A 13,981-nucleotide genomic window follows, 5' to 3' on the forward strand; every position below is an offset into this window, starting at 1 on the left:
TGGTGCCATGATGCGGAATCTCCGCACCACTTGAACTGGGGTCTAGAGTTCGGAGAGACGCTGTCGCAGTCTTTCCGCATCGAATGGCAGTGGTGGCTGCTCTGTTCCTAGGAGAGATTCTGGCACGAGGTGTTTGAGTACGCGCTGTGCCTCTGAATAAACAAACCACCCTTCACGGTCGTCATCGTCATAGGCTGGGGCTGGATATTGGCTGGCAAATGTGCTGCAAGCGTAGTTGTGATAGTTGGCAGCCCACGTGAATTTTGTAAGGACACGTGGATCTGACTCATGCTCCCGCAGGCGCTTACGCAATTCTTTGCTGTGATTCTCGATGATTCGAAAGTGAATTTGGAGGTCCGGGAAACTGTCAAACGCCGCGCCGAGGTAATCTACGAATAATCTCCCGTCAGCTGGGTCTTCAAGCAGGTGCAAGCGGTGTGGTGCCCTGCCACTCATGTACCGAGACAGGTGCTTGGCTATCAGGGACTCCAATGACGACCCGATTACCAACCTTGGTGGAGTCCCCGATTTGTCCAGATCATAGGCTTCAAGTAGAGCTTTTCCGAAAGCTGTGTCTTGATCTTGATAGTGCTGGCCTACAGTGATTCCTCCCCGCAGGAAAAAACCGGCTGCTGCTAGACCTGACTGCACCTGCGCGAGAAGTCCAAACAATCTCCTTAGCTCAGATTCGCCAAGATCCCTGCTCGGGTTTTGTAGTGGATAAGCAATGACAATATTGTCGGTAAAGACCTTCATATCGAAGTCGGGGGGTTCGGCCCCAGTGGAAGTTGCGACTTTTCGTATATAGCCGTAGGCATCAGCAAGGGAACTCTTGAACTGCCGAAGGAAATTCAATTCATCACCTGATTTAAAGGCATGGTCTGTCCTTCCGCGAAACCCTAGAATGTCCGCGAAGCACAGAATCGTAGGAAGAAGGGTTGGCGAAGTCGGGCTCCAAGATTTAATTTTCAATTGATTCTGGCTCCTTACACTTGCCTAACAATTTGCTCGCGAGTTTGGCCAAGAGATAAGGGGTTAGACGAACACTTGCCGGCAGGTCAGATACGACACACTTAATCTTAGACCTGTGTACTCTCCGCATTCCTTCCCTTCGTGCGCTTGGCAGAGCGGGCAGAGGCTGGGGGTGCTGATGGGCGTCCTCGCGGACGATAGGGTTTTGATAGGTTCGATAGCTTGGCGCAGACGGCAGCAGCGTTCGCAGGCTCGCGACCGAATCGAGGAAACAGTGCCCAGTCAACATGCGCATGTGACTCCGGTTTCCGTGCAGGCCGCCTCGCCGTGGGTTGCGTAGCCATCACGTTTCCACCAATCGAGCCCGCCGATCAGTTCGCGCACCTGGAAGCCAAGCTCCAGGAGTTTCAGCGCCGTCTTGGTGGAAGCATTGCAGCCAATCCCGTCACAGTAGCAGACATAGGTTTGTGACTTGTCGAGCGCCGCGGTTGATTCGGAGCTGATTTGCCGGTGGGGAAGGCTGATTGCGCCGGGGATATGCTCGGTGGCATAGGCACTGGCAGCGCGGCCGTCCACAACAACGATGCGATCGTCTCGTCCCATAGCCTCGTAGAGGTCCGCCGAGTCCATTTCGTAGGCGAGTTTGGCCTGGTAGTATGCGATCTGACTGATTCCCATCTCGTTCTTCCCGGGTGATGCGGCGCTTATCTACTTACCGGATTGCTGCGTGCTCTCCGCCTGGCATAGCGGGCAAGCTCCCGGTTCGCTCAACCGGGTGCCACACTGCTCGCAGCGGTGAAGACCCCCCTCCTCCGTTGCTTCCAAGCGGGCGACGGCTTGTTGGCGCACGGCAGGGTCTGCGATGAGCTCGATGGCCTGGCGCAGGCGGCGTTGGCGGTCGGTGTCGTCGTCCGTGGCGGCGGGCGGGCGCGGCGTTTTTCTATTCGGCTGGGGAAGTGAACCCGGCGTAGCGCGGGGGGCAGGCCGTTGGCCGCGCACGCGGAATTCGAGTTTGCTCACGAGCGGTCGGCCCATGCTCTTGTTCAGATCGCGCATGAGCTGGGGCGTGCGCATGTGCAGTTCGTGGATGGCGGCCGAAGAAGGGGCTTCCACGACCAGGACGCCGCGTAGGAAGCGGACGGGACGCGCAGCACGGGCATGAAGGGGTAATTCCGCCGCCACAGCACGCCAGGCGGCGAACGCCGCGGCGCGCTTGAGCTGCTCGGAGATGCCAAGCTCTTCGATGGTGCCGGGCAGGATGTCCTTCAGCGACTTAAACACACGCAGTCCTTCCTCCCACATAAGCCTAGCATAGTCTCGAGTGAGCTTTGACGGGCTCTCCCATTGGCGTTAGAGTTCCCATCTTTTGAGGAGACCTCTGCACAACCCTTGCCGCAGCGAGGAAGTCCCTTCGCCGTCCTCGGCGTAGCGATGCGGCAAGGCATGGCTAGTGGGCGGCGAAATGCCAAAACATCGACACAACGCGCGTATGTTCGCGTCCGGTAGCCGCGCCAGAGCGACGAATTCACGCGTAGCATCCGCAGCAGTCCTCTCCTTTCCAGGCATGAGGCGCCACCTTCTTTACTCAAGAAGAGTGCCCTAATGTGTAAAGTATGTCTGCGCACACCCGTTAAGTATCTCCCAGGTTTATACAAGAGGACCGGGGTGAGGGGGAATCTTCCGCGGATTCCGCCCAATTCCCTTGTGGCCGTCAGAGCGACGAACGTGTCCCCTCTGGATTCTGCGACGGCACTAATGGGACGAGTATTGACCATCCAGTCCGTAATTCGACACTTCGGTTATCCTGCACTGTGCTAGCTAATTTGCTCAACACAGGCAGGCCCAACACGTACGGCTGCACCGCCACGTCCGTTACACTGAAGTGAGACTCTCCATGGCACAGCAGAGGAGACGGCGCCTGTGAGGATCCCGATTACGATGTCGCACGGCACCGATCAAATCCCAGGCCAGCGCAACCCGCTGGCCAAAGAACATTTCGCGCAGCTCGTTGCTATCGCCCACGAACTGGGATTCCAATCCATCAGCTACGATGACCTGGCAGCATGGCTGTGGCACGGCGGCACTTTGCCGGAGCGTCCCATTATGTTCGACTTCGACCATCCGATGAAGTCCATGCGCCATGAGGTGTTCCCGGTGCTGGACGAATATGGATACACGGCAAACCTCTTCATCAACACCGGTCTGATGGACGACATGTACCAAGCAGGCGTGCCGGACGGTGCCGAGCGGCGATACTTACTCTGGGAAGAGGCCGGCGAACTGGCCGAGGCCGGCTGGCAGATCGGCGCGCACACGGTTACGCATCCAAATTTGTCTGAGCTCAGTCTGTTAGATCCCACCGGCGAGAAGCTGAGCGCCGAGCTGGAAAAGTGCGACGCGACGATTGAAAAACACCTCGGCATCACGCCGCAGGACTTTGCATTTACCGGCACGAGTTGGAGCAGCAGCGCGGAACGTGAAGTGAAGGCGCGCTATCGCTTTGGTCGCTTGTGGATTGTCGGAGCGGAGTACCAGGTGGACGGCAAGAAGACCCGTTACGCGGACCTGGCCGGTGTGCCCGGAGCAGACGAGCCTGACGGCGGCCCGCCCCACGCCGCGCGCTACATCACGCGCCATGCCGATCCCTACCGCCTACCGTCTATGGAGATCAACGCGCTCATTTTCGCGCCCGCAGCCTTTCGCCGCTATTTGGAGGGTGCTTGGGAAGCCTAGCAGGCGTTGTCAGCAACGTGTTGCACCAGCGCAGTCACCGACTGCGCTTCGGCTATACGCTCCTGCCCCGCCGTACGCCCCTATATGGTCTGACGACATCAAGTAGCAGGAGTGCGGGAAAGGAGAGAGCTACTTCACAGTGTGCCGTTAGCCTGCGCGGTGCACCGGCGCTTGCGTATTTGAGAGTTTCTCCAGCAACCTTGCGCCGGTTTGGCCTGCATCGTATTGCTGCAACGTGCGGGCGAGCACCGCAGCCTTCTTGTGCACATCTGCTGATCTCAGCGTCGTCTCGATCGCCCCGCGCAGCGCCGCGCTCGAGGCACGTGCAGGGTCAACCGCAGTACCGACCCCGAGCCACTGGACGCGCTGGGCATTGTCGGGCTGGTCGTCCGCAAAAGGCACAACCACCGCCGGCTTGCCGTGCAGCAGCGCACCCATAGTCGAGCTCAAGCCGCCGTGGTGCACCACGACCTGCGCTTTCGGAATGATGATGCTGTTCGGCACGAACCGTTCAACGCGTACGTTGCCCGGCGGTGTGGGTAGGTCGGAGAGATTGCCGCCGGTGGTCACCACCACGTCGGCATCAAGTCCCCCCGCTGCTTCAAAGAGCGTAGCGAAGAACGCTGACTGGTAGATGCTCTGCACTGTGCCGATGGTGGCGTACACAAGCGGTCGCTCGCCGGGCAAGGCCTCCAGCCACGCCGGCACTGCATAGTCGCGCGGGCGGTCCCAGAGAGACGGACCGACAAAGTGCACCGTGGGCGGCCAGTCCTGCCGAGGGTATTCGAACTCCCACGGCATTAATGCGAGCACTACGTACGGCGAAATGGTGCTCTTAAGGTAGCTGTCGCGGACGGGCGGCAAGCCGAATTCGGCGCGAATTTCGTTGAACTGGCGGTCGTGCCGACGCGCCACGATGCGGAAGAGCGACCAGAACAGCGGCGTCGCGCAGCGCTGGAGCAGGTTGGGAGGGTAGGGTAGCCGGATTCCGTAGGGATGCGCGCCTTCGCCCTCAAGCAGCCCGGGCGCCACCGTCGTCGTAGCCCACGGCAGGCCGGTGATGTCTGCCACGATGCCGGCGAGATGCGTGAAGCCATCGAAGACAAGCACGTCCGGTTGCCACGACGTTACGGCGTCCAATACTTCACGGGCAGCGGTGGCGGCAAACGAGTAGAAGACCTCGCGAATCATGTAGTCTAAGCGTCGCTTGCCGCGCAGCCGTCCCAGCTCCGGCCAGCGCCTGAGCGCTTCTTCCGCTGTAATTGCCGGCCCCACCGGGAAGAACTGAGTTGCCAATGGCGCTACCGTCCCCTCCATGCTCGGACCGGTAGCGTAGCCTACCGCGTGCCCGCGTTCACGCAACGCTTGCACAATGGGGAGCGTGGGATTTATGTGCCCGGAAGCCGGTATGGCGGCAAACAGAAAGCGAGCCACTCTATTTCAATTCACGTCTACAGCAGTCGCGTGGGCGGCTGCAACGAAACTCTCGCGGATAGCGGGACGAAACGACCATAGTACAATGGTAGCAAAGGCGTCGGTTGGCAGGGCCGGTTTACCGATCATACTCGGGTCAACGGCAGCGAGAGGTGTGCAGGACCCAGATGGCGCGCGGGCTGCAAGCCGTTTCTACGTGACCTCACTCACGGCATACGGGCCCGTCTGCGGTGATCGTGACAGCATTCTGCTGTTTATGTGTGAGTAGCATGAATCCCACTATCCAGAACGATAGAACACGCGGCGGCAGAGAAGACCTCTCCGGCTGTCGGGTCGTGGTCATGGGCCTCGGTCTGCATGGCGGCGGTGTTGGCGTCGTGCAATATCTGGCGGCACAGGGAGCTGCGGTAACGGTTACAGACTTACGGGACGCGGAGACGTTACGTCCCTCGTTGGCGGAGTTGGAGGGTCTGTCGCTTCGCTACGTCCTGGGACGTCACGAGGAGGATGACTTCCAGCGCGCCGACCTGGTCATTCGCAATCCCGCCGTACCGCTGGATTCACCATACCTGGCCGTGGCGCGCAAGGCCGGTGCGCGGATCGAGATGGAGAGCAGTCTTTTCATACGCGCATGTCCCAGCCCGCACATTGCGGGCATTACCGGCACCAAGGGCAAGACCACGACTACGGTGCTGCTCTCCCAGATGCTGGCCGCGGCCGGATGTCACGTGGTTACGGCCGGCAATCTGCGCGTCTCGATGCTGAGCCAACTTGCGGACATTAGCGAGGAAACGCGAGTGGTGCTGGAGCTATCCAGTTGGCAGTTGGAAGCCTTCGTGCCCCATGCGTACAGTCCGCCGCTGGCCGTGGTGACAAACGTACTGCCCGACCACCTGAATCGCTATGCGGGTATGGACGACTATGCGGCTGCCAAAGAGATCAATGTCCAATTTCAACACGCGGATGACACCGCCGTCCTCAATCTTCGCAATGCCTACACGCGGCAGATGGGCGAGCGGGCGCCTGGACGCGTGACGTGGTTTACCGCCCAAGATTCCATACCGGGTGAAGCAGATTCCCCGCTGTGGGGCGCACACTTGCGGGAAAACCTGGCTGCGGCATCGGCTGCCGCGCGGGTATGGGGTGTGGACGATACCGCGATCGCGGCGGCGGTGCAGCGCTTTACCGGTGTGCCGCATCGGCAGGAATTGGTGCGAGAGTGGCGCGGCATCCGCTTTATAAACGACACCACCGCCACCATGCCCACCGCTACGGTTGCGTGCATCGAGACCATTCCCGGCCCGAAGGTACTCCTGCTGGGCGGCGCGGACAAACAGCTCGACTTTGCGGGGCTGGCGCAGTCGCTGCATGCCCATAGAGAGATGATCCGGGGTATTGTGCTCTTGGAAGGCAGCGCCACGGACCGATTGGTGGCGGAGTTGCCACTGCCTGTCGCAGGCCGTTATACAGACATGGATGAAGCGCTTACACAGGCCGTCGCGCTGGCCCGCGCCGGAGACGCGGTGATCCTCTCACCGGGCTGCGCCTCATTCGGCATGTTCCAGCACGAATTCGAACGCGGCGAGGCTTTCCGTAGGTGGGTCGCCGCTTTGCCCAAATAATCCTCAGTGGGGAACTATATACCTCACTAGCCACACGTATAAAGGGTACTGGGTCATTAGCCTAACGATAGAAGCAGACCGGACAATTTAACCCACTAGGGACAAAAAAGGTGTCCATATAACGGGTGGTTTTTGGTACTTGGAGAGAAAATGGAGGTCGGCAAGGGAGATACAACCTGGGACGTGATGTGACAGGAGTAGGTGATGAAGAAAGTAATGGTTGAGGCATTTGAGTGCTTGATAGGAACAACGCGGTCAAGTGTCCGGTGGCAGTGTCAAGTTGGAATAGACTATGAAACAGGGAGGGTTAGTTCAAGAGAAGAGCGGGATGCTGCCATTCGGGAGGCTGCGAGGGTAGCAAGTGTCAATGGTGGGGAGACACGCACCGACGCTTTGGCAAGGATAGTGGGGATACTCATTCTTGAAAGAGAAGAGTAAGATTCAAGTCTAAGGAGTAGGGCAATGGCGAAAGAGCAAGGCCAGGAACATATAAATCGGGCGCCGTCTCAGTGGCTCATCTGAACGATGTCCAGCGGTTTTCCGCGCACGTTAAAGAGGCTGCCTGACGCAAGGTCGCCGTGCGTTTCGCAGCGGTTCGCCCTAAAGAATGGTCGCTATTGAGCAAAGAATGCGAAGCTCCCGTAAGATCGTTCCAAGACGACGCAGGCACCCGCATACGTCAAAGTGGCATGGTTCGTGCACAATTCATGGAGGCGAGGGCCAACGCAGTGGTGTCGTGAAGGAACATCGGGCTAACCCTGATTGGCAGGAGCATCCCCGTCTATTATGATAAGAATCGAATAATCCTCGATAGGAGAAAGGTGCTGCGCATGGGCAAGAAAGAAAATAGCTCCGCGCTCAAGCTTCATGCTGACGGAAACGGTGGCATCTACTTCGACCCGGAAGACATACTAAACGACCCCGAAATCCAGCGGAAAGCAGAGGAATTTTCTGCCATTCTGCGAGAGATGTCACGTGAGAAGGCCTCCAACACAGATTCTGCCAAGGAAACTGATGAGTAAGTGATCTGGGGCATAGCTCTCTATCCTACCGTTATTGGATATCTCTTTCTGCGGCAATGGAACTATACTCGATTCGAGATTCCACACGACTCCGGCTACCACGTGCTCTTCAAGTCCATCACTGCTGGAATGATCCTATTTCCAGTTCCCTATCTGATCGCAACGAGTTGCGCCCACTTCTTTCCCTCGTTTTATCCGCTCGTGGTCTGGAACACGTTCGTGCCTTTCGATTACGTGGGAACACTCGTAATGGTTTTCTTCTTGGCATTCGCAGGTACCAGGTTCTTGAATAGAACCCCGTGGTTCAACGCAAACACATGCCTGCGCAGGACGATACGAGAAAGAGGGGATCTCATCGGCAATCTAATGGTGGATACTGCAGCGTCCAAGGAATTCGTTGAGATTTCGCTAAAGAACAGGAAGTCATACATTGGCATTCCGATCTATTGGAACAACGCAGCAGGTAAGCACATTGAACTCATGCCGTACTGGAGTGGCTATCGGCAAGAAGACACGCAGCAACTCAGAATAACGACAGACTACTTTCCCGCGGTCACGGAACACAAAGAAAGGGACATTCGATTGGTCATTCCTTCATCCGAGATAGTTTCTGCCAGACCCTTTAACCACGGTCTTTACAGGAGGTTCCAGCAGGCAGCCACCCTAGAGTGAGCCATTAGGGGATTGGGGCTTGTAACATTTCACGCTCCCTTCTCCTGAGGCTGCGATTCTTACCTGCCTAGTCTTACCACGCGGGAAATGAGGAAACCATGACCGTCATCACCGGCTATGATCACTTTGGCGGTATCCACCCGGAAACTGCCACTATTGCTAACTGCCTGGGCTGTCTCGGCGTGGAGAATCCGGCCACCGGCAAACCGTTCAGCGAGGCTATGCTCTTTGGCATCGCGGGGGGCTTGGGGGCATGCTACATCCTGTGGGAGTTCAAAGAGTACAATCGCCCGGTCGTCGTGTTCGGATTTCAAAACACATTCAACTACCCGGTCCGGTATGTGACAAAGCTCTGCGAGCGGCTCAATGTCACGCCTGAGTTTCATGAGACCGGCGGGATGAAGAAGGCGAGAGCAACTCTCGATGACGCTCTGGCAGCCAATCGACCCGCGATTCTTTGGTTGGAACGGGAGCTGCTCGACTACTACAACCGCGACCCCGGCGACACCGGCTGGTTTAGCTGGGTTGTGACCGCCTGCGGCTACGATCCGAGCGCCGACGTGTACACGATAGACGATACGGGTGCGCGGCCGTTTACGGTGCCAAGCGCTTCCCTCACCGCCTCCCGCCAGCGCATTCCATCGTTTAAGAATCGCCTCTTGCTTCTTTCGCCAATGGAATCAATGGACCTACCGGCGGCCATTAGAGAAGGTATTCAAGGGAATATAGAATACCTGGGTTCGAAGTCAACCTCGTTTGCGCTGCCAACGCTGCGCAAGTGGGCGCGCATGCTCACGGATACCAAGAACGCGAAGGGCTGGCCCACCGTATTTGCGGAAGGCAAGTGTCTCTTCTCCGGTCTGGCCTCGGTCTACGAGGGGATCATGCATGAAGGCAGCGACGGCACCGCCCTGCGCGGCATGTACGCCGACTTTCTCGCAGAAGCCGCGGTGATTTTGGAGTCTCCGGCGCTCGATGAGGCTGCATCCGCATACCGTGCGCTAGGCGCAAAGTGGGAGGCGCTGGCGGAGATGACGCTCGACCCGGCAGTAGAGCCCTTTGCTGCCGCCCGCGCGATTCTCGATGGGCGTGAAACTGCCATTAAGACAGGCGGCGACGACCAGGCCGATGCAATTGTCGGACTCGGTAAGGAGTTTGAAGCTATGCGCCCTGCCCTGGACGCCGACTTTCCACGTGACGAGGCCTGGATCGGCGACCTCTTTGCGCGCATGCAGAGTCAACTTAACGACATCTATGCTCATGAGATGGCCGCACTAGACTTACTGCGGTCCTCATTGGACGGGTGACCCGCGCGTTAACCTTCTCAACCAGGCAGACCCTTGCATCGCATTGGCCTCGGCGCGAGGGTTGCACTCTCCCTGAGGAGACCCTTGCGAAACCTAAGGGGAAGCAATAGCGTTCCCTCTCCCGCGCCGGGAGTGGGCGAGAGCCTGCCCCGTACGTGATACGGGGGTGAGGGTGGATCTCCTGAAATCTCTCTATATAGGCACAGCGATTCTGCCCTGATACATCTTGACACTACTCAGCGTAAAGGGCCATTGTAGCAAAAAGACCCCCTCACCCCGACCCTCTCCCCCCGGAGAGGGAGTGCCCCTGTTTGAAGTGAGGTTATGCAAAGGTCTCCAGGAGAGGGAGTGCCCCTGCTTGAAAGTGGGCTTATGCAAGGGTCTCCGAGAGAGAGTCGGTGTGGGTAGTCTTGGACAGTTCAACTCCCTCCTCGGCGTGGGAACTGCAATGTTCTCCACCCGGGAGCAGCATCCCGAAGTTTCCCAGCATCGCTTACGGCTGCGACGCCGATCCTTCCAGCACGCGCCGGGCGGCTTGGGCTTTCACCAGTGTCTCTTCATACTCCGCTTGCGGATCGGAATCGGCCACCACCGCGCCGCCCACTTGCAGGTAGAGGCGGTCGCGCGTAAGAACCACCGTACGGATGACGATGCTCGTGTCCATCGTGCCGTCGAACCCAAGATAGCCGATGGCGCCGCAGTAAATGCCGCGCCGCACGGGTTCAAGCTCTTCGATGATTTCCATCGCCCGTATCTTGGGACAGCCGGTTACTGACCCGCCGGGGAAGGCCGCCTCAAGCACCGCCACGGCATCGGCTTCCGGGCGCAATTCTCCTGTAACCGCGCTGACGAGCTGCCAGACATTGCTGTAGCCTTCAACATGCCAGAGCGTGGGCACGTGTACGGAGCCAAGCCGGCAGACTTTCCCCAAATCGTTGCGCAGCAGGTCGACGATCATGAGGTTCTCGGCGCGGTCCTTCTCGCTGGTGCGCAACTCCTCCCCCAGCGCGGCATCCAAAGTTGGCGTGCCCCCGCGCGGGCGCGTGCCTTTGATCGGCCGTGATTCCACGGCCTTATCGCGCACGTGGAGGAACCGTTCCGGAGAGGCGGACACGACCCAGCTATCGCCAAGGTCGAGGAAGGCAGCAAACGGTACCGGGCTCTCCCGCTGCAAGCGCTCGTAGAGTGTCCACGGCGATCCTTCCCAGCCTGCCGCAAACCGCTGCGAGAGGTTTACCTGGTAAATGTCGCCGGCTGCGATATATTCCTGTGCCCGCTGCACCATTGCCAGGTACTGCTCGCGGGTCGTATTCGCTTGCAAGGGTGTGGTGAGACGGAAGCTTCCGGCGGCGTTTTCCCGCTCCTCGCGGGGCGTCTGGCAATTCGCAAGAATGTCTAATATCTGCGCCTGCCGCGCCAAAGCGGCATCATCCGTGCCTTGCGGCAGGCCGGTAGTCACCAGCCAGGACGTATCCGTTTGGTGGTCGTGGGCAAGCACCCAGTCGTAGCAGCCCAGGCTCATCTCAGGGGTAGGCACGTCCTTGCGGGCCTGCGACGGTAGTTCTTCAAGCTGACGACCTACGTCATAGGCGAATGCGCCCACCGCACCGCCTTGAAACGGCGGGCCGTGGGGCGCAGATGGGACGGCATACTCTGCCAGCAACTCGCGCAGCGCCGCGAACGGCTGCCCGTGGAACACGGTGGAGCGCAGAGGCTGCTGAGGCCACTCGACGGAGATGCGGTCGCCGGTGCTCTCCATGCGCACAAATGGGTCCGCAGTGAGGTAGGAATACCGTCCCAGCACGCCCTGCTGACTGCTATCGAGCAGCGCCAAGCCCGGCAAATGGCCGAATGCCGGCGCGACCGCGCGAGGCACTATGGCCTCAGGTAACTGCCGTACCTGTACCGCAAGTGTGCTGGCGGTCACCGTGCTTAGCATACGCCTTGGCCCCTTATCCTGATGGAGACCTTTGCGTAGCCGCATTAGACCGGCGGCGCTGGGGCCGAATCTCTTGGATCTTTCCCCTCACCCCGACCCTCTCCCCCAGGGAGAGGGAGTACTACTGGCGCCAGCGGCCGAAGTGTTGTTCAGGTCTCTTAAAGAGACTATGCCACAGGCAGGAGTGCTGCGGCATGTTAAGGGGGCACAGCTCCGAACACCTAGAGACCTATTCGCTACGGAGTAAGGCCAATATTAATGGGCCGGCGCAGGGGAGTCTTCCCTTCACCAATTGGTCGGTACAGGGAAGTCTGCGCTTTTCCCCGGCCCTCTCCCCAGGAGGCCGCCTCACAAATGCATCGCTCCGTGTAGACTTGCCCTTCGACCCTTCGACAGGCTCAGGGCGAACGAAACCGGCAACAGTCCGTTCGTGCCGAGTGCTGCGTAAAGCCTGCTGCGCGCAGCCTGCTTTCCCCAGGAGGCCGTCTCACAAGTGCATCGCTCCGTGTAGACTTGCCCTTCGACAAGCTCAGCACAGGCTTGCCGAAAGGTCGAAGCACGATTTGGCTCATCTAGTCGGATCATGAGACACCCTCTCTCGGGGGAGAGGGCCGAGGTGAGGGGAAATCTTCACCACTCCAGCCCAATTCCCGGCGTTCGTCAGAGTTACGCAGAAGACTCTGAGAAGGGAGAAGATCGCCTCTTCCTCCTAGCGACTCCATGTTGGAAGAGCCCCATACGATGTGTTCAACTGCCCAGAGATACCGCTACAGGGTGCTTACAACGCAACGTGCGGCTCGCTTCCGGGATGCGTTGCCACGTCGCAAGGGCTGACTTCCTGTCTCCCGCCAGCACCTGGGCGTGGGCCAGGTTTGCCAGCACGTCCCAGCGGTTGTAGGGCTGCCAGAGGGCGATTGCTTGTTGGTCTGAAGAGGAGGGCACGGGCGTCGCAGTGAGTTCCACGACCCGATAGAGCCGTCGTCCAAACACCGTGAAGGGCCTGCCCCCGCACACCGCCAAGACGGCAGAACCGTCAGCCGCTTTCACGACGCCGAGAAAGCGTCCGGTCGTCCAGATTGCGCTGCCGACCAAGCTAGCGTAGAGAACGAGAGCGCCACCCACCGGCACCACGTGAAACGTCGGAAAGGCGGCGACCACAATACCGCTGACGGCCGCCAGGGCGCAGAACGTCCAGAGGAGCCACACCACGCGCAAGCGGCCGATCCCCAGCATCTCGAAGTGGTGGTGCAGCGGCGTAGCCGTAAACGGAATTGGAAACTCCGTATGGGGCACAAAGTGCGGTGTCCCGGCATAGCGTCCCAGGCGCACACAGTGGCGAAAGAACGGCGTGACGACTTTGGCTTGCAGAAACCCGGATCCGCCGTCCAGCAAGAAGACTCCGCCGATGAAGAGCCAAATCGCATCCGCGCCGGCAAATAGCGCCAGCGCGGCAAAGGCGCCGCCGAGACCCAGCGCGCCGCTATCGCCGAGATAGATGCGGGCGCGTCGTTTCACCGTCCCCGTCGACGACCAATCGGAAGGCTGATTGCAGAGCAGCAGCCCGATGCACACACCCAGCAGCGCCGCCGCAAAGGCGATAAGCTCGCCGTCTGCCTCGCGTATGATGAGCGAGAGCAACATCCCGCCGCCGGCTATAGTCGCCATGCCGGCAGTCAGACCGTCAATACCGTCGCTCACGGCGACCGAAAACGCCGACCCAAGCGTGAGCGCAAAGAGCCAGACCAGCGTGAGCCCGAGCCCGACGATGCCAACGACGTTGAGGGCCTGCAGCACTCTGCCGCCCTGTGCGGCGGCCTGCGTAAAGTCTCCCGACCACCAAAACAGCGCGGCTACCGCAATAAGCGCCGCAATCGCGTGGGCAAACAGGTAGGCGCTGTCGCCGAAGCCGGTGCCGTGCCGCCACTTTAGCCAGTCATCGATGAAACCGATGCCAAAGAAGAGCGATGTCAGAAGAATGAGCAAGAGCAGGAGATCGCCGGTTTCGGGCCAGACGATTCGCCAAACGCCGCCCACGCACCAAAGCGTAATGAACAGCGCGATGCCGCCGACGTTGGGCAAGCGCAGGCTGGGCAGGTCTTCATGGTCTTTGCTCTGCACTACCGGCTTGACCTGGCCGGACGTGAAGCGCGGGAACAAGCGGCGCAACACGGCGCTCAGGAGCAAGGTCAGCCCCGTTGCACCGCCCAGCACCAGTACGGTCGTGAGTACGTCCATTCAACTCAACTGCTTATATTTTTCACACTAACTCATCGCAATGAT

General features: G+C 59.4%; 13 protein-coding genes. 6 read left to right on the plus strand and 7 right to left on the minus strand.

What is annotated here, in order from left to right; all coding sequences use genetic code 11:
• Positions 1 to 42: 42 nt before the first annotated feature.
• The 3 genes from OXE05_00585 to OXE05_00595 all read right to left on the minus strand — a co-directional run bounded on the left by OXE05_00585 (position 43) and on the right by OXE05_00595 (position 2,253).
• Positions 43 to 972 carry a hypothetical protein gene (locus OXE05_00585; protein MCY4435812.1) on the minus strand — a complete coding sequence of 310 codons (930 nt, stop codon included), beginning with the start codon at positions 970 to 972 and terminating at the stop codon, positions 43 to 45.
• A gap of 282 nt (positions 973 to 1,254) precedes the next feature.
• Entirely contained in the window at positions 1,255 to 1,650 is a 396-nt protein-coding gene (locus OXE05_00590) for a rhodanese-like domain-containing protein (protein MCY4435813.1), read from the minus strand.
• Positions 1,651 to 1,680: 30 nt separating this feature from the next.
• Positions 1,681 to 2,253 carry a DUF721 domain-containing protein gene (locus OXE05_00595; protein MCY4435814.1) on the minus strand — a complete coding sequence of 191 codons (573 nt, stop codon included), beginning with the start codon at positions 2,251 to 2,253 and terminating at the stop codon, positions 1,681 to 1,683.
• A 639-nt stretch (positions 2,254 to 2,892) separates the two neighbouring features.
• Here OXE05_00595 and OXE05_00600 point away from each other — a divergent pair.
• A complete protein-coding gene (locus OXE05_00600) occupies positions 2,893 to 3,705 on the plus strand; it encodes a polysaccharide deacetylase family protein (protein MCY4435815.1) in 813 nt (270 codons plus the stop codon).
• Between the two features lie 147 nt (positions 3,706 to 3,852).
• On the opposite strand, the gene OXE05_00605 is transcribed toward OXE05_00600, so the two are convergent.
• Both OXE05_00605 and OXE05_00610 read right to left on the minus strand, forming a co-directional pair.
• Positions 3,853 to 5,139, minus strand: coding sequence for a glycosyltransferase (locus tag OXE05_00605; protein MCY4435816.1), 1,287 nt, complete (start codon positions 5,137 to 5,139; stop codon positions 3,853 to 3,855).
• A gap of 6 nt (positions 5,140 to 5,145) precedes the next feature.
• On the minus strand, positions 5,146 to 5,268 hold the full coding sequence (locus OXE05_00610; GenBank protein ID MCY4435817.1) for a hypothetical protein: 123 nt from the start codon (positions 5,266 to 5,268) through the stop codon (positions 5,146 to 5,148).
• 140 nt (positions 5,269 to 5,408) lie between these two features.
• Here OXE05_00610 and murD point away from each other — a divergent pair, with 140 nt between their 5' ends.
• The 5 genes from murD to OXE05_00635 all read left to right on the plus strand — a co-directional run bounded on the left by murD (position 5,409) and on the right by OXE05_00635 (position 9,762).
• A complete protein-coding gene (murD, locus tag OXE05_00615) occupies positions 5,409 to 6,761 on the plus strand; it encodes a UDP-N-acetylmuramoyl-L-alanine--D-glutamate ligase (GenBank protein MCY4435818.1) in 1,353 nt (450 codons plus the stop codon).
• A 204-nt stretch (positions 6,762 to 6,965) separates the two neighbouring features.
• The gene (locus tag OXE05_00620) at positions 6,966 to 7,199 is read left to right on the plus strand and encodes a hypothetical protein (protein MCY4435819.1); all 234 of its coding nucleotides are present in this window, start codon (positions 6,966 to 6,968) and stop codon (positions 7,197 to 7,199) included.
• Between the two features lie 392 nt (positions 7,200 to 7,591).
• Entirely contained in the window at positions 7,592 to 7,783 is a 192-nt protein-coding gene (locus tag OXE05_00625) for a hypothetical protein (protein MCY4435820.1), read from the plus strand.
• A complete protein-coding gene (locus OXE05_00630; protein ID MCY4435821.1) occupies positions 7,784 to 8,455 on the plus strand; it encodes a hypothetical protein in 672 nt (223 codons plus the stop codon).
• 98 nt (positions 8,456 to 8,553) lie between these two features.
• Positions 8,554 to 9,762, plus strand: a complete 1,209-nt coding sequence (locus OXE05_00635) for a DUF4872 domain-containing protein (GenBank protein MCY4435822.1) — start codon at positions 8,554 to 8,556, stop codon at positions 9,760 to 9,762.
• A 493-nt stretch (positions 9,763 to 10,255) separates the two neighbouring features.
• On the opposite strand, the gene pabB is transcribed toward OXE05_00635, so the two are convergent.
• Together pabB and OXE05_00645 are read right to left on the minus strand one after the other, a co-directional pair.
• Positions 10,256 to 11,701, minus strand: a complete 1,446-nt coding sequence (pabB, locus tag OXE05_00640) for an aminodeoxychorismate synthase component I (GenBank protein MCY4435823.1) — start codon at positions 11,699 to 11,701, stop codon at positions 10,256 to 10,258.
• A gap of 747 nt (positions 11,702 to 12,448) precedes the next feature.
• Complete coding sequence (locus tag OXE05_00645) at positions 12,449 to 13,936, minus strand: hypothetical protein (GenBank protein ID MCY4435824.1); 1,488 nt, start codon at positions 13,934 to 13,936, stop codon at positions 12,449 to 12,451.
• Between the last annotated feature and the right edge of the window lie 45 nt (positions 13,937 to 13,981).

The sequence above is a fragment of the Chloroflexota bacterium genome, assembly GCA_026710945.1.
Taxonomy (GTDB): Bacteria; Chloroflexota; UBA11872; order VXOZ01; family VXOZ01; genus VXOZ01.